We start from the raw sequence: 20762 nt of genomic DNA, 5'->3' as shown, positions 1-20762 counted from the left end.
CGGTGATTCCCCAAGTGGCGTCTATTGACAGGGAGTTGGACCTGTGGGATCACTATGCGACATGGGATGTATGAGCGTTCCCTGTGCGTGCTCTCGGGCACGCTGACGGGAGCGGTCGACCACCCCTCGCGCACCTTCTCGGACAGGCACGGCACTCTCCGTCCCCTTCCCCCGCCCACGCGAGGACACAGAATGCAGCCTCCATCCGCTCCGCCCTGTCGCCCCACCGCTCATGCGTCGCGCTTGTCCGCGGCAGCCGCCGTGATCGTGATGGGACTGCCGGCCGTGCTGCCGGCGACCGGGCCGACATGGTCCGCGCCGCCGTCGGCGGCACCTCCGGTGAGTTCGGCGCCCGGGAGGTCCGGCCCGTGCGACATCTACGCTGCGGGCGGTACCCCGTGCGTCGCCGCGCACAGCACGGTGCGCGCCCTCTACGGCTCGTACAACGGCCCGCTGTACCAGGTCAGGCGCGCCTCGGACAGCGCGACCCGGGACATCGGCGTGCTGGCGCCCGGCGGCTTCGCCGACGCCGCGGCCCAGGACGCCTTCTGCGCGGGCACCAGTTGCGTGATCACGGTTGTCCGCGACCAGTCAGGACACGGCAACGACCTGTGGTATCAGGGCTCCGCCCAGGTCCCGGGATCGAGTCGGAGCAGCCCGGCGAAGGCGACCTCCGAGTCGCTGACCGCCGGAGGCACCAAGGCGTACTCGCTGTACATCAACCCCGGGAACAGCTACTGGCGGGACGGCCACCTGACGGGCGTCCCGACCGGTGCGGCCCCAGAGGGGGCGTACATGGTGACCAGCGGCACCCATGTCAACGGCGGCTGCTGCTTCGACTACGGCAACAGCGAGACGACCAGGAAGGCCGACGCGGCCGGGGCGATGGACGCGATCAACTTCGGCACGGAATGCTGGTTCGGCGGCTGTTCGGGAAGCGGTCCCTGGGTGCAGGCCGACCTCGAATGGGGGCTGTACCCAGGCGGCAGCACGTCCTGGAACCCCAACCAGCGCGCGTTCGCCTCCAAGTTCGTCACGGCGATGCTGAAGAACAACGGCACGTCCAGGTTCGCCCTCAAAGGCGGCAACGCCCAGTCGGGCGGCCTGAACACCCTGTGGGACGGCGCGCTGCCCGGCGGATACAGCCTCATGAGGAAACAAGGGGCCATCGTCCTGGGCAGCGGCGGCGACTGCTGCAAGCCCGGCGGCGGCGCCAACCTGAGCGCCGGCACCTTCTACGAGGGAGCCGTCGTCGCAGGCTATCCCTCGGACGCGACCGACAACGCGGTGCAGGCCAACGTCACCGCCGCCGGCTATCGCTGAACGCCCGTCAGTTTTTTCGACCCGGTCCAGGAGTAGATGCCCCATGCCCACGACCACTCCGCTGCCCCAGCTGCCCCCGCTGCTGCCGCTGCGCAGAACCCTGGCGCTCATCCTCTCGGCCGTACTGCTCGCCGTGGCCGCACCCCTGATCGCCCTCGCCACCGCACCACCCGCCGCCGCCCTCGGCAACGGACTCGCGCCGACTCCGCAGATGGGCTTCAACGACTGGAACGCCTACGGCTGCGACGTCTCCGAGGCACTGATCAAGTCCACCGCCCAGGCGATGCACACCAACGGCATGCAGGCGGCGGGCTATTCGTACGTCAACATCGACGACTGCTGGATGACCCACAGCCGCGACTCCGGCGGTCACCTGGTGCCGGACCCGGCGAAGTTCCCCGACGGCATCAAGGGCACCGCCGACTACGTCCACTCGCTGGGCCTGAAGCTGGGGATCTACGAGGACGCGGGCACCGCCACCTGCGCGGGATACCCGGGCAGCCTCGGCCACGAGAGCACGGACGCACAGTCGTTCGCGTCGTGGGGCGTGGACTACCTGAAGTACGACAACTGCAACAACACCGGCGTGCCGGCCCGGACCCGGTACACCGCGATGCGGGACGCGCTCGCGGCCACCGGCCGGCCGATCCTGTACAGCCTGTGCAACTGGGGCCAGGAGAACGTGTGGACCTGGGGCGCCGACGTGGGCAACAGCTGGCGCACCACGGGAGACATCAGCCCGACCTTCTCCAGCATGCTGTCGATCTTCCACAGCAACGCGGGGCTGGCGTCCTACGCCGGACCCGGCCACTGGAACGACCCGGACATGCTGGAGGTCGGCAACGGCTCGATGACGGCCACCGAGAACCGCAGCGAGTTCAGCCTCTGGGCGGAGATGGCCGCGCCGCTCATCGCCGGCACCAACATCCCCCAGGCGAGCGCCTCCACCCTGTCCACGCTGACCAACTCCCAGGTGATCGCGGTCGACCAGGACCCGCTCGGCAAGCAGGGCACCATGGTGTCGTCCACCGGCGGCCTTGACGTGCTGGCCAAGCCGCTCGCGAACGGGGACGTGTCGGTCGCGCTGTTCAACGAAACGGGCTCCACGGCGACCATCACCACCACCGCGGCCGCGATCGGGAAGACCGGAGCGTCCGCCTACACCCTCACCGACCTGTGGTCGGGCGGATCCTCGACCACCTCCGGCACCATCAGCGCCTCGGTACCGGCCCACGGCACGGTCATGTACCGGGTCGCGGGCGGCACCAGCAGCGGCGGAGGCACCGGCGTGACCGGTCCGCTGCACGCGGTCGGCGCGGGCAAGTGCCTGGACGTGCCCAACTCCACCACCACCGCGGGCACCCAGGTGGAGATCTGGACCTGCAACGGCGGCGCCAACCAGACCTGGACGCACACCGCCACCGACCAGCTCACCGTCTACTCCGGCACCGGTCAGATGTGCCTGGACGCCTACAACAACCAGACCACGCCGGGCACGAAGGTGGAGATCTGGCAGTGCAACGGCCAGAGCAACCAGCAGTGGACGCTGAACTCCAACGGCACGATCACCGGCGCCCAGTCCGGCCTGTGCCTGGACGTCACCGGCGGAGCCACGGCCGACGGAACCCTCGCCGAGCTGTGGACCTGCAACGGGAGCAGCGGCCAGCAGTGGACGCTGAACTGACCCCGTGAGCCCATGCGCCCGACCCCGGGGCGGGGGCATCGCGCCGCCGCCCCGACTCAGGAGGACCCGATGAGGATGAGAGCGAGACCCGGACCTGCGGCACTGGTGAGCGGGATCGTCCTGGCACTCGTCATGGCGCTGCTGACGACGGCCCCGAGCCAGGCCGCCTCGGGCACGTCGCTGAGCGTCGACCTGGCCTCGACCCGGGGACCGTCCACCGGTGTGGGGGAGGGGTTCCTCTATGGCATCAGCCAGGACGGCACCCAGCCCGTCGACCAGTTCCTGCAGCCGCTCGGAATCAACGCGTTCCGCGGCGGCGGATGGTTCTCGGGCGGCTGGATCAGGGACGGCTACCAGTACGGGTCGGCGACCCGTGCCGACCTCGACTCGATCACCGCACAGGCCCGGCGGCTCACCAGGCCGCCCTACCACGCCCAGTACCAGGTGCTGGTCAGCGACATCTACGGCGCCAACGGCGGCCAGCCCTCAAACACCAGATACCCGTGCGACAACGGCGACTGCTCGAACTGGATCAGCTTCATCGACGCAACGGTGGGGGCCCTGCAAGCGACAGGGCTCACGTTCTCCTACGACATCTGGAACGAGCCGGACATCTCCGTGTTCTGGACCCGGGGTGTCAACGGCGCGCAGTACTTCCAGATGTGGGACACCGCCTACCGGGAGATCCGCCGCATCGCCCCCGGGGCGCAGATCGTCGGGCCGTCCCTCGCCTTCACCCCGCAGCGCAACCCGGGGGAGTGGCAGACCTGGCTCGCACACGTGAAGGCCGCCGGCACCGTCCCCGACATGATCAGCAACCACAACGAGGGTGACGTCGACGACCCCGTCACCGTCGCCCAGAGTCTGCGCAACGCCCTGAGCTCGGCGGGCATCGGCCCGCTGCCTCTGTCCTCGAACGAGTACCAGCCCGCCGACCGGCAGACCGCCGGTGTGACGGCCTGGTACCTGGCCCGGTTCGCGCAGTCCGGATACACCGACGCCATGCGCGGCAACTGGGTGTGCTGCACCACCCCGAACCTGACGGGACTGCTCACCCAGAGCGGAGGCACCTGGCAGCCGACCGGCAACTGGTGGGCGCTTCGGGACTACGCCGACATGACGGGAACCCTGGTCGACACCTCCGGCCAGGTCGGCTCCACGGCCGTAGCCGCCTCCGAGGACTCCGCCGCCGAACGCGCCGTGGCCCTCATCGGCGACTCCAACGGGTACACCGGCGCCGCCTCCGTCACGTTCGACGGACTGTCCTCGGTGCCCTGGCTGACGAACGCGGGCACCGTCCACGTCACCGTGCACCGCATCCCGGACCAGGCCCCCCTGAGTGCGCCGCAGACCGTGTACGACCAGACGGTGAGCGCCTCCGGCGGCTCGATCACCGTGCCGTTCACCTTCCAGAGCTCGCACGACGCGTTCGCCGTCTACCTGACCCCGGCCTCCTCCGGCGGCACGGGCTTCCCGGACGGCTACCACCAACTCGTCGTCGCCGACGACAACCTGTGCCTGGACGTCTACGGCAACTCCACCGCCGCGGGCGCCGCGATCGACCAGTGGACCTGCAACGGGCAGGACAACCAGCGGTTCCTGTTCGTGCCGGCCTCCGACGGCTACGGCGAACTGCGCCCCCAGCACTCAGGGCAGGACGTGGCGGTCGCGGGCAGTGCCACGACGGCCGGCACCCCGGACATCGGGCAGCAGGCTCCCGGCCCCGCCGCCAACGCCCTCTGGCTGCCCGTGCGCCAGTCCGACGGGTCCTACGCCTTCCAGAACCGCAACAGCGGCCTGTGCCTCGACGTCTACGGCGCCGGCAGCACCCCGGGACAGCAACTGGACCAGTGGCAGTGCAAGAACGCGCCGGGCACCAACCAGGACTTCGTCGTCCGCTGACACCGCACCGGACGCGGACCCCACCGACCTGCGAAAGGAACCCACCGTGCCAGCAATCGGACGGCTGCTGCGGCGCCTGCGCGCCTCGACCGCCGTGCTCACGGGCCTCCTCCTGGCCGTCGGCGGCCTTGTCGGCACCGTCGCCGCCCCGGCGCACGCCGCCACCTCGATCACCATCGACGGGTCGTCCGGCGGACGGACCTTCGACGGCGTCGGCGCGATCAGCGGGGGCGGCGGAAACAGCAGGCTCCTGATCGACTACCCCGAGCCCCAGCGCGGCCAGATCCTCGACTACCTCTTCAAGCCCGGCTACGGGGCCTCCCTGCAGATCCTCAAGGCCGAGATCGGCGGGGACACCAACTCCACCTCCGGTGCCGAGCCCAGCCACCAGCACACCCGTACCGACCTGAACTGCGACCGGGGCTACGAATGGTGGCTCATGGAGCAGGCCAAGGCCCGCAACCCGGGCATCAAGCTCTACGGCCTCGCCTGGGGCGCGCCGGGCTGGATCGGCGGCGGGAACTTCTGGTCCACCGACATGGTCGACTACCTGGTCTCGTGGCTGGGCTGCGCCAAACAGCACGGCCTCGCCATCGACTACCTCGGCGGCTGGAACGAGCGGGGCTACAACGTCTCCTGGTACGAGCAACTGCGCAGCGCGCTCAACTCCAACGGCTACGGCAGCGTCAAGATCGTCGCGGCCGACTCGGACTGGACCGTCGCCAGCGACGTCGACTCCAACTCGGCCTTCGCCGCGGCGGTGAGCGTCATCGGCACGCACTACCCCTGCGGTTACCGCTCCTCCCAGTCCAACTGCTCGGTGCCGTCGGCCGCCACGACGTCCGGCAAGCCCCTGTGGGCCAGCGAGAACGGCTCGGACGACTACAACGGGGGAGCACCCGCCATGGCCCGCGGCATCAACCGCGGATACATCGACGGCCGGATGACCGCGTATCTCAACTGGCCGGTCGTCGCCGCCATCACGCCGAACCTGCCGTACCCCACCATGGGCCTCGCCCTCGCCTCCCAGCCCTGGTCCGGTCACTACGCGATCGGCAAGAACACCTGGGTCATGGCGCACACCAGCCAGTTCACCGCCCCGGGCTGGAAGTACCTCGACTCCTCCAGCGGCTACATCGGCGGCAACCGGAACAACGGCAGCTACGTCTCGCTGAAGTCCCCGAACAGCTCCGACTACTCCACCGTCATCGAGACGATGGACGCCGGCAGCGCCCAGACCCTGAACTTCAACGTCACCGGTGGCCTGTCCAGCGGAACCGTCCACGTCTGGTCGACCGACGTGAACTCGTCGAACCCGGCGGACTACTTCGTGCACACCGCCGACGTCACCCCCTCCGGCGGAGGCTTCAGCCTGACCGTCCAGCCCCATCACCTCTACACCCTGACCACCACCACCGGGCAGGGCAAGGGCACCGCCACCGGCCCCGCCCAGGGCGCCATGAGCCTGCCGTACAAAGACACCTTCGACGGCTACGCCACCGGCACCGAGGCGAAGTACCTCATGGACTGGCAGGGCGCCTTCGAGGTGGCGGCCTGCGGCGGCGGCCGCGGCGGCAAGTGCGTGCGCCAGATGAGTCCGCAGAAGCCGATCACCTGGGACGCGCTGTCCGATCCGCACGCCCTGCTCGGCGACGTGGGCTGGAGCGACTACACCGTCTCCTCCGACGTGCTGCTCGAACAGTCGGGATATGCGGACCTGATCGGCCGCGCGAACGGCCAGGACTACAGCAGCACCGGCGGACTCGACGCCTACCACCTGCGCGTGAGTGACACCGGTGCCTGGTCGATACTGAACTCCAACACCAGCGGCACGGTCTCCACCCTCGCCCACGGCACGACCACGGCACTGGGCACCAACCGGTGGCACACCCTCGCGCTCACCTTCTCCGGAAGCACCGTCAGCGCCGTCATCGACGGCTCCACGGTCGGTTCCGCCACCGACCGCACCTGGGCCGCCGGGCAGGTGGGCTACGCGACCAGCCAGGGCGAGACGGCACAGTTCGACAACCTCTCCCTCACCCCCGGAAGCGGCGGAACCGGCGGTACGACCGGTCCGATCGTCGGGGCCGCCTCCGGCCGGTGCGTGGACGTGCCCAACCAGTCGCAGACCTCCGGAACCCAGGTGGAGCTGTGGGACTGCAACGGCGGCGGCAACCAGCAGTGGACCAGCACACCGGCCGGTGAACTCCGGGTCTACGGCAACGCCTGCCTGGACGCGGCGGGCAGCGGCACCAGCCCCGGCACCAAGGTCGACATCTCGGGCTGCACCGGCGCCGGCAACCAGAAGTGGACGTTCAACGCCGACGGCACGATCACCGGCGCCCAGTCCGGCCTGTGCCTGGACGCCACCGGCGCGGCAACGGCCAACGGCACCCTGCTGGAGCTGTGGACATGCACCGGGGCCGGCAACCAGACGTGGACGCGCGAGTAACCGGTACCGGCCGACAACGCCACCCTGGGTGGTGCGCCCGCTCCCGCCCAGGGTGCGGGCGACGGCCGCGTCCGTGCAGCCGGAGGCGAGCAGGCCCAGCAGGGCACGCGTGCCGGCGTCCGGGCCGTCGCTCCGCACGATTTTGGGCAGCACTTGTCGATCGCCGGGTCGTGAAATGTCGATGAGAACGGACGCCGCTCGGTGGCCGAGTCGACGTCCTTCTCTGCTATTCGGTGATGTTGGGGTTGTTGCCCAGGATGTCCTCGGTGGTCTGCCAGAGCCGGGGCAGGAACCGGGTCACCTCTTCGGCCCGGTGGATGAGGTCACGGGTCGAGCTGATGCCCAGATCGGTGACGGCCGCCTGGAAGGCTGGGGCGAGGGCGTCGTGCAGCTGGGGCGCATCGGCGGCCAGGATGGTGTGGCAGCGGGCGAAGGTCGCGATGATCCAGAAGACAGCCTCGTGGTGGTCGCCTGAGTCGATGAGCCTCTGGCTTCCGTCAATCGCGATCGGCCGTGCGGTGGGCGTGATGTCGCTGCTGAAAGAGAACGGGGTCTTCGCCACTTGGACGGTGGCGTCGAACGTCGTGGCGAGTTCACGCAGATGGTGCTGGACACGCTGTGCGGGCAGGTGTGAGCAGCCGAGAAGGTTCAGAAGTTCCGGGTAGAGGCTGAGGCGGCCGTAGTCGGCGAGGACCTCACGAGCGGTCAGATAGCGCAAGCGGACGGTGGGGTTGCGCAGGGCGGCGACGAGAAGGACGTGGCAGGTCACGCCGGTGGGGAACAGCCACGAGATCACCTGCTCGTGGAACGGCGCCGCGGTGTCGATCGCTGCGAGGCGGGTCTCGATCCGGTGGCGGGCATCCTGGCATCTGCGGCGGACCCAGGGCCGGGCGGCGAAGTGGCGCGAGATGTGTGCGTGCAGTTTGTGCAGGTCGCCGGTGGGGTCATCGATGATCGCGTCAGTGCGGAAGCTGCCGGCCAGATGGTAGGACGCCAGGACGGCGTCGGCGGAGGCGAGCTCGGTCCAAGGCAGGTAGCTGACTTCCAGCAGGGCGTTCTGGAAGCGAAGTTTCCCTGGCTTGGCCGGTGGGTTCTCCTGGGCGGTGACGACGAAGATGTCGATGTCGGAGGAGGGCGACAGCTCCGCGTCGTCCGGCAGCCCGACGGTCGAGCCGCTGAAGTACGCACCCCGGAAGTGAGCATCGGGTCGGGCATGCTGGGCAACCCACTGAAGCGCGGCGGAACGTGCCAGTCCGACCTTCACAGTCGCATTCTCCCCGGTGACATCTGCAAGATCTCCATTGTTCCAGTTACTGAGGTGGTGCGACGTCCCGGCGAGGAGAGTCCTGGGGGTGGTCAGCCTGCCCTGCCGTCCTGGGCACCGGCCCGGGCTTGGGTGATGGCGAGGCGACAGGACTCGGTGCCGGTCTGGATCAGGTTGCCGCCAAAGGCGAACCGGTCGACGATGGCCACGCAGAGCCGGGAACCGGTGAAGGTCTTGGCCCGGAGGAAGTCGAGGTGGCCGGGCGCGCCGCCACTTGAGTGACTCGCGCAGCGCGGTGTCCATCACGCTCATCGTGCCGCGACCTCGTCTTCGTCGTGGACCTGGTCGTCGCGGTTGTCCTCCGGCGTGTCCGGCGCTGCAAGCGGATCCGGAGGTCCCTGCGGGCCGTGCAGGAACGCCGCGACGCCTTCGTCTCCGCTGGTCTCGGGCTCGGGACCGGTCTCGGTTCCAGCGACCAGGATGCCCTTGATGGTGCGATAGGAGTGGTCGCCGACCGTGATCGCCCTCGGGCAGGCTCCCTGCAGCTGCGTCTCGCCGTACTTCTTGCACAGCCCGAGAACCCCCTGGACGGCGTTGACCTCGAGAGGTCGACGACCTCGCGGCAGGCGTCGCCGGTCTCGGACGCCCGGCTGCGGCACCAGACGGGCGTCTTCATCTGGAAAGCGATCTTCTCCGGCGGGTAGTCGCTCTTGTCCATACGCTGTTCTGCCAGCGGCAGAACACCGACCGGACCGTGCTCGACGATCAGTACCGTCCAGTCTCATGGCGACGATTACGACGCGTACGGTCGAGTACCCGGCCGACGGTTTGACGATGATCGGGCACCTCGCGCTCCCGGCCGGTGGCGACCGCCGGCCGGGAGTGCTGCTCGGACCAGAGGGCATGGGGCTCAGCGACGTCGAGCGCCGCCGGGCCGATGCTCTCGCCGAGCTGGGATATGTAGCGCTGGCCTTCGACCTTCACGGCGGGCGCTATGTGGGTGACCCCGAGGAGATGCTGGCCCGTTGCATGCCACTGCTCGCCGATCCCGATCGGATGCGGCTCATCGGCCACGCGGCACTCGACGCGTTGCGCACCGAGCCCCGGACCGACCCCGACCGGATCGCCGCCATCGGCTACGGCACCGGGGGCGCCATCGCGCTGGAGCTCGGGCGAGCCGGCGTCAACCTGCGCGCGATCGGGACAGTCAACGCGACTACCACGGGCCGACCGGGCGAGGCAGCCCGCATCCGCTGCCCGGTGTGGGCCGGGGTCGGATCGGAAGACCCGATCATGCCGCCCGCGCAACGAAACGCGTTCACCGCTGAGATGCAGTCCGCGGGCGTCGACTGGCGCCTCGTGGTCTACGGCGGCGCCCTGCACGCCTTCCACCACCCGCCGGTCGACCACCCCGTGGTCCCCGGGGTCGGCTACCACCCGCAGCACGCGCAGCGAGCCTGGCGCGACGTCGTCGACCTGCTCACCGAGTGCCTGCCAGTGACGGAGGATCAGGGGCCATGACCCAGACAAACGTGCTGGGCGTCAGGACAGGTCGGCGTCGCGCGCTGAGAGGGCGTCTGATCTGGGAAGTTGGTGTTCTGGGATGTGCGTGTGACGGTCGGTGCTGGTGGTCGTTGCCTGGTGTGTGAGGGCTCGTCGTCCGTACCGCAGTGACGTGTCCGGTGCCCGCTGGGGCTTGGTCGAGCCGGTCTTCATGATCAGTCACAGTTCCTGCCGCCAACAGGCAAGTCGTGGCCGTCAGTTCGCCGTCTTGGGCCGCCAGTCGGAGGCCCACGCATCGAGCTGGGTGAGACATTCGAGAAGTGTCCTGCCCTGTCCAGTGAGCAGGTAGCCGTCGCCGGTGTGCTCGACGAGGTCGGCCTCTCCAAGCTCGCGAAGCCGGTCTGCCAGGACGCTCGATGAGACGCCGTCGCATCGTTGCTGGAGCTGGCGGAAGGTCGGAGATGAGCCGTCCCGTAGCTCCCACAGGACTCGCAGCGCCCAGCGCCGGCCCAAGAGGTCCAGGAGCGCCATGATCGGGCGCCCCGTGTGCGAGCCGCGGACCCGCCGGCCCGGGAGTGGTGTTGGTCGTGTCATCTGCTTCCCTTTCCGAAGCGCCCATGTTAGCGTGCCATCGTGCCTCTGAAATCGAAGCAACCGCGCATCGAACCGCTCTTACCCCCCTACGACGAGCGGGCCGGCGAGGCCCTTGAGCTCCTGGGGCATTCACCCATCCAGCTGTTCCGGGTGTGGGCCCGTCGGCCCGAGCTCGCCCGCGCCATCGCGGGCTGGGGAAGCTACTACTTCTCTCGGCGCTCCGCTCTCACTCTGCGCCAGCGCGAGCTGGTCATCGACCGGACCACCGCGCTGTGCAGCGCCGACTACGAGTGGGCCGTGCACGTCGCAGGCTTCGCCGAGGAGGCGGGATTCGACGCCGCGCAGCTTGCGTCCCTCGCGCATGGAAGGCCGGCGGACGGCTGCTGGAACGCCGCTGATCGAGCCGTGCTTGAAGCGGTCGACGAGCTCCATGCGACCGGTGATCTCTCCGACGACGCCTGGGCCAACCTGGTCGCTGTCGCCGATGAGGACGCCGCACTCGAGCTGGTCTTGGTCTGCGGTTGGTACCACGCCATCTCGTTCGCCGTCAGGGTGCTCCGGCTGCCCCTTGAACCCGGCACCGAGCCGGTCGCCGCGCACTGATCGCCGGGCCTTTTCCCGACGACAGCGCCTACACCACTGCGGCGCTGGTGGGTATCGGCGCCATGACGATCACGACGCTGACAAGCCTCGCTCCCGCCCGCCGATGCCCGTACGAAACCAACGGGTACATCAGATGCACTCGTCCCAACACTGGAGGTTCCATGCCCAAGGGCTACTGGGTCAGCGTCTACCGCACCATTTCAGACCCTGAGAAGCTGGCTGCTTACAACAAGCTGGCCCCTTCGGCCGTCGCGGCCGGGGGCGGCCGGATCCTGTCCCGTGGCGGTCGGGTCGTGGCCCATGACGCCGGAATCGCCGAGCGCACCGTCCTGATCGAGTTCGACAGCTTCGAGCAGGCCGTCGCGGCGCGAGAGAGTGCGGCCTACCAGGAGGCGCTGGTCGCCCTCTCCGACGGCGTCGAGCGCGACTTCCGCATCGTCGAAGGCATCGATTGACCGAGGGCCGGTCGGATCTTCGCTGAAGATCCACCATCTTGGTTCTCGCTGGTGCGGCTGCTGGTGTGGTGGGGTTCGCCGGTGCCTGTGCTGGTCGTGACCGGCTTTCTTCGGTCTTGATCGTCTGTCAGCGGTCGAGTTCCGGGTTCGGCAGGACGAGCAGGGCGCGGCCCGGCCCGCGGCGGCGGGCTCCGCTGGGGCGGGGCAGTCGGCAAGCGGGGCGCGGCCGTCGGCGTGGCGGGGGAACAGCTGGGGCATCCGTGTCAGGGCCCGTCCGCTGTCCGGATCGCGCCAGATCAGCCGTACCGGCCGCGCCGACATCACCACCTGCGGATCGCGGTCCAGGACCATCGGCTGCGTGCACATCGCCCGCGAACCGTGCATCACGTGCCGCCGGTGGGGGCCGGCCACCACCGGGCGGCCCCCCGGCGCCCCGGCACCGCAGGGCCACCACCGCCTGCGCCGGCGCGAACGCGCGGTGCGGTCCAGCCCCGGCCCGCGCCACCCGCCTTGCCGCACCCGCCCACCTGCGCTGCGCCGCCGTCACCTCCGGCACCCCCCCACGTCCAGATACCCCAGGGGCTGGTCGGCGTCTGCGTCCGGCACCCACCGCCCGTACCCACTCTGACCGCGGCATGTACCGCACCGCCCGCACGACCGCCTTGTACGCCGGGCGGTGCACGAGCGGCAGCCGGATGCCACCGGATCGGCGGCCGCGCCGCCGATCCGCCACGCCGTCGCCGGTGGTGCGGCCTCTTCTTCGGCGGACAGGTTGGCGTCCTGCTGCGCCCAGGACGGCGATGTCCGCGCCGGCGCGTTTTCGCCGGCGCCGCACAGGCCTGCCGGGAGCTGCCGCCCGGCTGCGTTCAGCAACACCTCGGTATCGGCCCGCGCGCCCCGCCTCCGGGCCCGGGCCGGTAGTTGCGTCGGTGCCGGCATGGCCGCAACACCTTCGCTTGCGGCCCGTGGCGGCTCGCGAGGCGGCAGAGCAGCGACGAGGCCAGCGAGGAGGTCGTTTCTCCTGGCACGGGGTGTGGTCGGCAGGAGGCCCACGTGGTGGGTCGCTCCGCCGCGGTCTCGTGTCCGCTGTCCGGGGCGGGCGCTTTCGCAACAGGCACCGAGTGGATCGGGCAGGGCGGCGGGCGGTGGTGTCGCACCGTTCTCACGGCGCCCCAGGCCCCGCCTCCTTCCCGAGGCCGTGCCCCTCCGCTCACCCGGCCCCCTCCCGGCTCCACACCCGACCGACTCTCTTTTCCCCCTACTAACCCTGTGAGCTGCGAAGGCTGGTGCGTCAGGCAGGGAAACGCGGGGAGTTGGGAAAGATCTCGGTCTCTGGCACCCGGATCTGGTCTCCGGCGGCGTGCGAGGGCCCTCCCCGGCAGCCGGAGGACGCCGCGTGCCGTCCTGATGAGCGGGGACTGCGGCGTATTGGTAACTGTGCTCTCGGCGACGGATCTTCTGTGCCGCACGCGCCAAAGCGTGCGGGTCGCACATTCTCGGGCGGGTTGCCGGCGGAACCCGCGCGCCGAACGGCCTCTGTGCGGTGCGCGGGTTCGGTGGTGGTGACAGCGGTATTGGTCGGGGCCCACGAGGCTTGCGCTCTGACGCATGCCGATGTTGACGTCAGGAGACGAGTGCTTGCCAGGTGTTGGGGCCGACGATGCCGTCGGCGGTGAGGCCCTTGCTGGTCTGGAAGGTGACGACCGCGCTCCGAGTCGCCGGACCGAAGGCGCCGTCCACGTCGACGGGGTGGCTATGTGCGGTCAGTTCGTCCTGCACGGCCTTTACGGCCGGTCCACTGTCGCCCTCCTGCACTGTGATGACCAGCGCTTGCCAGGTGTTGGGGCCGACGATGCCGTCGGCGGTGAGGCCCTTGCTGGTCTGGAAGGCGGTTACCGCACTTCGCGTCGCCGGACCGAAGTCGCCGTCGACTGTCAGGGTGGAGCCGTGGGCGTCCAGCAGGTACTGAATGGTTGTAGTGCTGTGGCCGGCGGCGCCCTGTGAGACGACGGGCCAGCCGCTGCCAGGGGGCGGCGGGGGCGGGGTGTAGACGCCGTGGGCGAAGGTCTTGAGGTCCGCGGTGGTGCCGTTGAAGAGGTCCTGATCGCCGGGGAAGGTACCGCTGTCGGCGTTCTGCCAGATGGTGTAGGTGCTCCAGCCGCCGGGGAGCGGGGTGGGCGATCCGCCGTAGTCGGCGATCCACAGGGGGTCGTGCTGGCCGGGCGTGGCGGAGTTGCCGGTGCAGGTCGACCACCAGTCCCGGGTGGAGTAGACGATGGGGTAGCGGCCGGTCTTGGTGCGGTACTCGTTGCTGAACTCGGTGATCCAGGAGACCATCGCGCTTTGGCTGAGGCCGTAGCAGGTGGCTCCGTAGGGGTTGTACTCGATGTCGAGCGCGCCGGGAAGGGTCTTGCCGTCGTCGGACCAGCCTCCGCCGTGGGCGATGAAGTAGTCGGCCTGGGCGCTGCCGCCGGCGGTGTCGGGCAGGGCGAAGTGGTAGGCGCCGCGTATCAGGCCCGCCGCTGCGGATCCGCTGTACTGCTGGGAGAACTGGCTGCTGGTGTAGTCGACGCCCTCGGTCGCCTTGACGTAGGCGAAGGACGCGCCTTTCGATGCCACCGACGGCCAGTTGATGTTCTCCTGGAACGCGCTGACGTCCAGGCCCTTCAGCGTTCCGGTGACGTCGGAGGCTGCAGATGCGGTGACCGACTCGTGAACGGTACTGTCCGGCATGCGGGCGGAGAGCCCGGAACCCATGTGGTCGGCGTCCTCGTGCCAGGGGTGGACCGATGCCGGGATCGCTGCCGCACTGGCTACGTCGAGCGGCAGACCGGCCGATGCGGCCAGTACGGTGAGGCCGACTGTGACGGCGGCGGCCAGAGTTCTGTTCATCGGTGCTTCTCCGTTTCGAAGGTCGGCGCAGGGCTGACCGGCACCGCGAGGCACGTCGTGTGCCTCTGCGGCGCCGGCCGGCAGGCGGGTGGAGATGTCGGTGATGCTGGTCGTGCTAGGGCCGGACCAGCCCGTAGAAGACGGAGCTGGACAGGGGGTAGCTCTTGTCGTAGACGCCGATCTGGCTGGAGTTGCTCGGGTTGGAGGTGTTGCCCGAGATCACGTAGACGGTCGATCCGCTGACGTGGTCGACGATCCCGATGTGGTAACGGTTGGTGGCGGTGCCGAAGATGATCATGTCCCCGGGGAGCGCCGAGTGCAGTTGGCTGGTGCCGTACCAGCGGTTGTGGCTGACGGCCCAGTCGTAGACGTCCGGCACGTAGGTCATGAACGGTATGTTCTCTCCGGCGTCCCGCCAGACCCAGGTGGCGAAGGCCGCGCACCAGTCCGCGCAGATGCTGTACGGCTTGCCGGGGACGCAGTTGCCGGAGTCGGCGCGGACGCCGAGCTGGCTCTTGGCCACGCTGACGATCTGGTCGCGCTGGGCGCTGCCGGTGTGGCAGCTCGCGACGAGCCGCGTGATGCCCATCGACTTCATGGTGTCCGGGCCGGCGATGCCGTCGACGGTCAGCTGGTGCGCGCTCTGGTAGTTCTTGACGGCGGTGGTGGTGCCGCTGCCGTAGTCGCCGTCCTGGTCGACCCCGGCCTTGCCCTGGACCTCCTTGACGACGGTCTCCAGCTCGCCGAGCGTCTGGGTGCCGATGATCCCGTCGACGCTCAGGCACCGGTCGGACTGGAAGGACTCTGCCGCTGCCTCGGTCTGCGGTCCGCTGACGCCGTCGACGGCGCCGGCGTTGTACGCCAGCCCGTTCAGGTCCGCTTGCCCCAGCCTGATATCGGCCGAATCCGCCGACGCCGCGGTAGGCCCGGCCAGCACCGCGCCAGAGACGAGTACCGCCGTGAGGGCTCCGAGTACGGCCCTTCTCGTCCGCAGAAGTGCGGAATGCTTCACATCGCTGCTCATGGTCGTGCGTCCCTCTTCCCCGTGTGGCCGTCACCGCCGCGTCTGCGGTGGTGGCTCGTTTGTAAAGGACGAGACGTTGTCCGCTGTCGGCCGCTGGACGCCGGACAACACGCTCCGCACAATGAGCACTTCGCGAGGACAGGTAGGAGGCGACGGTGCCCCGCAGCGAGCGGCCGTTAGACGACGAGGACACCCATCTGGTCAGGTTCGCGGCGGACTTGAGGAAGCTGAGAGACAAGGCCGGCGCCCCGCCGTACCGCAAGCTCGCCCAAGCCGCGCACTACTCCTCGACCACCCTCGCCGACGCCGCCTCCGGCCGTAAGCTCCCGAGCCTGCCGGTCACGCTCGCCTATGTCCGCGCGTGCGGCGGCGACACGGCGGAATGGGAGCAGCGCTGGCACCGCATATCGGCCGATCTGGCCCGAGCCGATGAGCTCCCGGACGCCGCCGAAGGGAAAGACGACTGCCCCTACGCGGGACTCAGCCCCTTCGAGGCCGCAGACGCCGACCGGTTCTTCGGACGCGAACGGCTCACCGACGACCTGGAAGGCCGCATTCGCAGCCACAGGTTCGTCGCGGTGTTCGGCGCCTCGGGCTCCGGGAAGTCCTCGCTCCTGCGGGCGGGCCTGATACCGCGGGTGTCCGGTGGCGAGACAGCGTGGACCGCACTGGTTCTCACCCCTGGCCCGCACCCCTTCGAGGAGTGCGCGGCGCGGCTCGCCGCGCACTCAGGCTTCTCCGCCGTCACTCTCCATGACGATCTGCGGGCAAACCCCCGCGGCTTGCACCTGACCGTGCTCCAGCTGCTCGCGCAGCAGCCGCCGGAGGCCGAACTCCTCCTCGTGGTCGACCAGTTCGAGGAGATCTTCACCCTCTGCGCGGACGCCGGCGAACGGGCCGCCTTCATCGCCTCGCTGCTCACGGCTGCCGGTGCGGCCAATAGCCGGACGCGCGTCGTCCTCGGCGTACGGGCGGACTTCTACGCCGCTTGCTCACAGCACGCCGACCTCGTGGGCGCTCTCCAGGACTCGCAACTGCTCGTCGGCCCGATGACCACCGATGAGCTACGCCGGGCCATCACCCAGCCCGCCGTCCAGGCCGAGTCCACGGTCGAGGGGCCCCTGCTCGCCCGGGTGGTGGCTGAGGCAACCGGGCAGGCCGGCGTCCTCCCCCTGGTCTCCCACGCGATGCGCGAGACCTGGCGGCGAAGGCGCGGCAATACGCTGACCGTGAGCGGATATGAGTCGGTCGGCGGCATCACCCATGCCCTGGCCAACACCGCCGAAGCCGTCTACGACAGCTTCACCGGGCCGCAGAAACGCCTCGCGCAAGGCATCTTCCTGCGCATGGTGTCCCTCAACGACGCCACCGAGGATTCCAAGCGCCGCCTGGCCAGGGACGAACTCGATCCCAGCGCGGAAGCCGTCGTCGACGCACTGGCCCGCGCCAGACTCGTCACCCTCGACACCGACAGCGTGGAAATCACCCACGAGGCACTGCTCCAGGCATGGCCGAGACTGAGCCGCTGGATCAGCGAAGACCGGGCCGGCCTGCTCATCCAGCAACAGCTCACCGACGCCGCCACGGCGTGGGAGCGCGAACAGCGCGACACGAGCGCGCTTTACCGCGGCTCCCGGCTCTCCGCCGCTCAAGAGTGGGCCCGAGCGCACGCGGACGACGGACGGTTGAGCCGGCGAGCGGCGGAATTCCTGGCCGCCTCCACCCGGCACCAAGGCCGGGGGGTTCGCCGCCGCCGCGCGGCAGTGGCCGTGCTCTCGCTACTGACCGTGCTCGCCGTGGCCGCCGCCGGAATCGCCCTCCAGCAGCGATCGACCGCCCGGGCTGAACGCGACAGCGCAGTCTCGGGCGAAGTGCAGGCCCAGGCCGAGCAGTTACGCGGCACCGATCAGTCGCTCGCGGCCCGCCTCGACGTCGCCGGATACCGCATCCACCCCACCAGCCGCCTTTCGACCGACCTGCTGGGCACCCAGAGCGCACCGCTGTCCACCCCGCTGACCGGGCACACCGCAACCGTCTACGCGGTCGCCTTCAGCACACAGGGCCACGTGATGGCCACCGCAGGCAAAGACGACACCGTCAGGCTGTGGGACGTAACCGACACCACGCACCCGGCGCCGCTGGGCAACCCGATCCGCGCACACGCCGGCGGCATCATGTGGCTGTCCTTCAGCCCCGACAGCCACACGCTCGCCGGAGCGGGCCGCGATCACACCGTACGGCTGTGGAACCTCACCGACCCGAAGCACCCGACGGCGTTGCCTGCACTGCGCGGACACTCGGGCATCGTCTTCTCGGTCTCCTTCAGCCCTGACGGCCGCACCCTGGCCAGCGCGGGCGACGACGGCACCGTGCGGCTGTGGAACGTCACCGACCCCTCCCGTGCGAGCGAACTCGGCAAGCCCCTGCGCAGTCAGAAGGGCGCCATCGCCTCGGCGGCCTTCAGCCCCGACGGCCGCACCCTGGCCAGCGCCGGCCACGACCACACCATCCAGCTGTGGAACGTCACCGACCCCGCGAACCCGAAGCCTTGGGGCCCGCCGCTGCACGGCCATACGGACATCGTCTACGCGGTCGCCTTCAGCAAGGACGGCCGGATCATGGCGAGTGCCGGGAACGACTTCAGCCTGCGGCTGTGGGACGTCTCCGACCCGTCGAAGCCTGTCGCCCGGGGCACGGTCCTAGGCGCCGCGACCAACACGATCTATGCGGTTGCCTTCAGCCCTGACGGGAAGGTCGTGGCCACTGCGGGCGCCGACCAGACGGTCCACCTGTGGAACGTCACCGACCCATCGGCCCCGATCGCGCTGTGCCCGCCCCTCACCGGCCACACCGGCTACGTGTGGTGGCTCGCCTTCAGCCCGGACGGCCACTCCCTGGCCAGCGTCAGTGCCGACAACACCGCACGGCTGTGGGACCTGCCCCGGACCGTGCTGCCCACCCCCAGCTACGAGAACACCGTCGCCTTCAGCCCCAACGGCCGCGTCCTGGCAGCAGGCGCCACAGACGGTGCGATCCGGCTGTGGAACACCGCCGACCCCAGCACCCCCACCCCCATCGGCACCCCGCTGCTCGGCAACGCCAACGCGGTGAACAGGCTCGCCTTCGACCGGTCCGGTCATCTGCTGGCCAGCGCCGGACGCGACGGCACGATAAGGCTGTGGGATGTCACCGACCCCGCCCACAGCAACGAGCTGAGCAGGCGCACCCCCGATCCGACCCGCGCCGCCGTCACGACGGCTGTGTTCAGCCCGGACGGCCGCATCCTGGCCAGCGCGGGCTACGACCGCATGGTGCGGCTGTGGGACGTCACTGACCCCGCACGGCTCCGGGAGATCGGCACCCCGCTCACCGCGCACAGCGACACCGTACGAGCGCTGACCTTCAGCCCCGACGGCCACACCCTCGCAAGCGCCGGCGCCGACGACACCACGCGCCTGTGGAACGTGACCGACCCCACCCACCCCCGTCCGTGGTGCCCGCCGCTGGCCGCGCACACCGGAGGCGTTGGATCAGTGGCCTTCAGCCCCGACGGCCGCACCCTCGCCACCGCCAACGACGACCACACCGTACGCCTGTGGGACGTCAGCGACCGCCGCCACCCCGCAGCCCTGTCCGCACCGCTGGCCGGGCACACCAGCTTCGTGCTGTCCGTGGCGTTCAGCCACGACGGGCGAACCGTCGTCAGCAGTGGGGACGACGGCACCATCCGGCTGTGGGACGTCGCCGACCCGACAGCACCCACCGCCTGGGGCGGCCCTGTCGGCGGCCACACCGGACCGGTCGACCAGGCAGTGCTGAGCCCCGACGACCGCACCATCGCCAGCGCGGGCGACGACCACACCACTCAGCTGATGTCCCTGAACCCGGACGCCGCCGCCCACCGGGTCTGCGCCACCACGACCGGCGTCCTGACCGCACGGGCATGGCACGGCTTCGTGTCCTCCTACCCCTTGCCGAAGGCGTGTCGCTGACGCGGACGCCCGCGGTCACTTCCGCTCGACCGGCCTCCGGCGACGAGCCGAGGGACGCCCGGCCCCGCGATTCCACGCGGCCACCGGGCCGGCAACCCGTCCGACCGTTGTCCGGCGGTTGTTGTTCTGCGCCTCGGGCCCGACACAGGACAACGACATCGCCGGTAGACCCGTGGTCGTGGGGTGTGAGCTCGCCGGCGGCGTGAGTGGCGCCAGGCGGCCCGGCCCCATCGTCCTCCCAGCCGACGACAGGGATGAGAATCCTGATGCGAACGAAGATCACGACGTTACTCGCCACGAGCCTGCTGCTGGTGCTCTCGGCCCTCATGGCGGGGAGCCCGGCCTCCGCGGCTCCCGGCTCGGCAGTCAGCTTCACGGCGCAGGCGCGAGCCGCGGGGCTGACCGCAGCCCAGGCCGGCGCGCTCCAGGACGAGGTGAACCGCGACCTGGCCTCCCTGGGCGGGAAGCAGGTGGCTCCCAACCGGATCCAGCTGGACGGCGCGACGCTCTACCTCGCGGTGCCGGGTGAGGCGCACCCGCGCGACCTGACGGCCGGGACCGGAGCGACCCCGTTCTCCGACCCCTGTGCCGGCGGCGGGGCCGACCACCTGCACATGTGCGCGTACAGCAAGACGTACTACACCGGCTCCGAACTCGACATGTACAGCTGCAAGCGCTACTACGTCAGCACCTGGGCCGGGCCGGGGTCGTGGGACAACGAGCAGAGTGACGGCACCGTGGCCTACATGTACGGGCCCACCGGGGCCTTCGTGTACAAGACGCCCCCGGCGCCGAGCTGGGACGCCACCGGGAACTGGTCCTCGGTCCACAGCATCGTCAACTGCTGACCGACCCGGTGCCCGGCTGAGCGAGCGCCTCCCACCGGGGCCGGCGAATTCTCGGGGCTCCTCGCACCAACCGACGGTCCCCGAGCAGTCGTCGGCGGACACCGCAGGGGGGGGGGGGGGGGGGGGGGGGGGGGAGAGAGGGGGAAGGGGGGGGGGGGGGGGGCGTGAAGCGTTCGAGCTGTGTTCCAGGGGGAGAGGGCGGGGTTTTGTGGGGGCCAAGAGGCGG

The 20762-nt window shown here is 70.0% G+C and carries 13 protein-coding genes and 1 pseudogene; 9 read left to right on the top strand and 5 right to left on the bottom strand.

From position 1 onward, the window contains the following. Positions 1-348 precede the first annotated feature (348 nt). The 4 genes and pseudogenes from ACZ63F_RS32105 to ACZ63F_RS32090 all read left to right on the top strand — a co-directional run. Positions 349-1323: pseudogene (locus tag ACZ63F_RS32105) on the top strand (arabinofuranosidase catalytic domain-containing protein); the annotation flags it as partial. 43 nt (positions 1324-1366) lie between these two features. Next, positions 1367-3007, top strand: coding sequence for a glycoside hydrolase family 27 protein (locus tag ACZ63F_RS32100; protein WP_469716343.1), 1641 nt, complete (start codon positions 1367-1369; stop codon positions 3005-3007). Positions 3008-3076: 69 nt separating this feature from the next. Then, positions 3077-4909 (top strand): RICIN domain-containing protein, encoded by a 1833-nt coding sequence (locus ACZ63F_RS32095; RefSeq protein ID WP_469716341.1) that lies wholly within the window; start codon positions 3077-3079, stop codon positions 4907-4909. Between the two features lie 46 nt (positions 4910-4955). After that, positions 4956-7361, top strand: a complete 2406-nt coding sequence (locus ACZ63F_RS32090) for a ricin-type beta-trefoil lectin domain protein (protein ID WP_469716339.1) — start codon at positions 4956-4958, stop codon at positions 7359-7361. Positions 7362-7587: 226 nt separating this feature from the next. On the opposite strand, the gene ACZ63F_RS32085 is transcribed toward ACZ63F_RS32090, so the two are convergent. Continuing rightward, the gene (locus ACZ63F_RS32085) at positions 7588-8625 is read right to left on the bottom strand and encodes a hypothetical protein (protein ID WP_469716337.1); all 1038 of its coding nucleotides are present in this window, start codon (positions 8623-8625) and stop codon (positions 7588-7590) included. Between the two features lie 308 nt (positions 8626-8933). Beyond that, entirely contained in the window at positions 8934-9284 is a 351-nt protein-coding gene (locus ACZ63F_RS32080; protein WP_469716335.1) for a hypothetical protein, read from the bottom strand. A 124-nt stretch (positions 9285-9408) separates the two neighbouring features. On the opposite strand from ACZ63F_RS32080, the gene ACZ63F_RS32075 reads away from it, so the two are divergent. Continuing rightward, entirely contained in the window at positions 9409-10146 is a 738-nt protein-coding gene (locus tag ACZ63F_RS32075; RefSeq protein WP_469716333.1) for a dienelactone hydrolase family protein, read from the top strand. Positions 10147-10383: 237 nt separating this feature from the next. Here ACZ63F_RS32075 and ACZ63F_RS32070 read toward each other — a convergent pair whose 3' ends face one another. Next, complete coding sequence (locus tag ACZ63F_RS32070) at positions 10384-10659, bottom strand: winged helix-turn-helix transcriptional regulator (protein ID WP_469716331.1); 276 nt, start codon at positions 10657-10659, stop codon at positions 10384-10386. Positions 10660-10761: 102 nt separating this feature from the next. On the opposite strand from ACZ63F_RS32070, the gene ACZ63F_RS32065 reads away from it, so the two are divergent. Both ACZ63F_RS32065 and ACZ63F_RS32060 read left to right on the top strand, forming a co-directional pair. Beyond that, positions 10762-11325 (top strand): carboxymuconolactone decarboxylase family protein, encoded by a 564-nt coding sequence (locus tag ACZ63F_RS32065; RefSeq protein ID WP_469716330.1) that lies wholly within the window; start codon positions 10762-10764, stop codon positions 11323-11325. 161 nt (positions 11326-11486) lie between these two features. After that, complete coding sequence (locus ACZ63F_RS32060) at positions 11487-11780, top strand: DUF1330 domain-containing protein (protein ID WP_469716327.1); 294 nt, start codon at positions 11487-11489, stop codon at positions 11778-11780. Between the two features lie 1623 nt (positions 11781-13403). Here the strand turns inward: ACZ63F_RS32060 and ACZ63F_RS32055 are convergent. Then, the gene (locus ACZ63F_RS32055) at positions 13404-14672 is read right to left on the bottom strand and encodes a GH25 family lysozyme (protein WP_469716323.1); all 1269 of its coding nucleotides are present in this window, start codon (positions 14670-14672) and stop codon (positions 13404-13406) included. 115 nt (positions 14673-14787) lie between these two features. Continuing rightward, entirely contained in the window at positions 14788-15696 is a 909-nt protein-coding gene (locus tag ACZ63F_RS32050) for a peptidoglycan-binding protein (protein ID WP_469716320.1), read from the bottom strand. 155 nt (positions 15697-15851) lie between these two features. Between ACZ63F_RS32050 and ACZ63F_RS32045 the strand changes: the two genes are divergently transcribed. Both ACZ63F_RS32045 and ACZ63F_RS32040 read left to right on the top strand, forming a co-directional pair. Further along, positions 15852-19688, top strand: coding sequence for an nSTAND1 domain-containing NTPase (locus tag ACZ63F_RS32045; protein WP_469716317.1), 3837 nt, complete (start codon positions 15852-15854; stop codon positions 19686-19688). A gap of 266 nt (positions 19689-19954) precedes the next feature. After that, positions 19955-20536: a hypothetical protein gene (locus ACZ63F_RS32040; RefSeq protein WP_382534791.1), complete on the top strand. Its 582-nt coding sequence runs from the start codon at positions 19955-19957 to the stop codon at positions 20534-20536. Positions 20537-20762: the final 226 nt, after the last annotated feature.

This window comes from Streptomyces sp. NPDC104761 (genome assembly GCF_055583445.1).
The sequence above is the reverse complement of the archived record's forward strand: the minus strand, read 5'-3'. Positions and strand labels throughout refer to the sequence as shown.

Bases quoted from the DNA above. Each gene is read 5' to 3' on its own strand.
- ACZ63F_RS32100 (WP_469716343.1), top strand. From the start codon at position 1,367: ATGCCCACGACCACTCCGCTGCCCCAGCTGCCCCCGCTGCTGCCGCTG.
- ACZ63F_RS32095 (WP_469716341.1), top strand. From the start codon at position 3,077: ATGAGGATGAGAGCGAGACCCGGACCTGCGGCACTGGTGAGCGGGATC.
- ACZ63F_RS32075 (WP_469716333.1), top strand. From the start codon at position 9,409: ATGGCGACGATTACGACGCGTACGGTCGAGTACCCGGCCGACGGTTTG.
- ACZ63F_RS32070 (WP_469716331.1), bottom strand. From the start codon at position 10,659: ATGGCGCTCCTGGACCTCTTGGGCCGGCGCTGGGCGCTGCGAGTCCTG.
- ACZ63F_RS32060 (WP_469716327.1), top strand. From the start codon at position 11,487: ATGCCCAAGGGCTACTGGGTCAGCGTCTACCGCACCATTTCAGACCCT.
- ACZ63F_RS32055 (WP_469716323.1), bottom strand. From the start codon at position 14,672: ATGAACAGAACTCTGGCCGCCGCCGTCACAGTCGGCCTCACCGTACTG.
- ACZ63F_RS32050 (WP_469716320.1), bottom strand. From the start codon at position 15,696: ATGAGCAGCGATGTGAAGCATTCCGCACTTCTGCGGACGAGAAGGGCC.
- ACZ63F_RS32040 (WP_382534791.1), top strand. From the start codon at position 19,955: ATGCGAACGAAGATCACGACGTTACTCGCCACGAGCCTGCTGCTGGTG.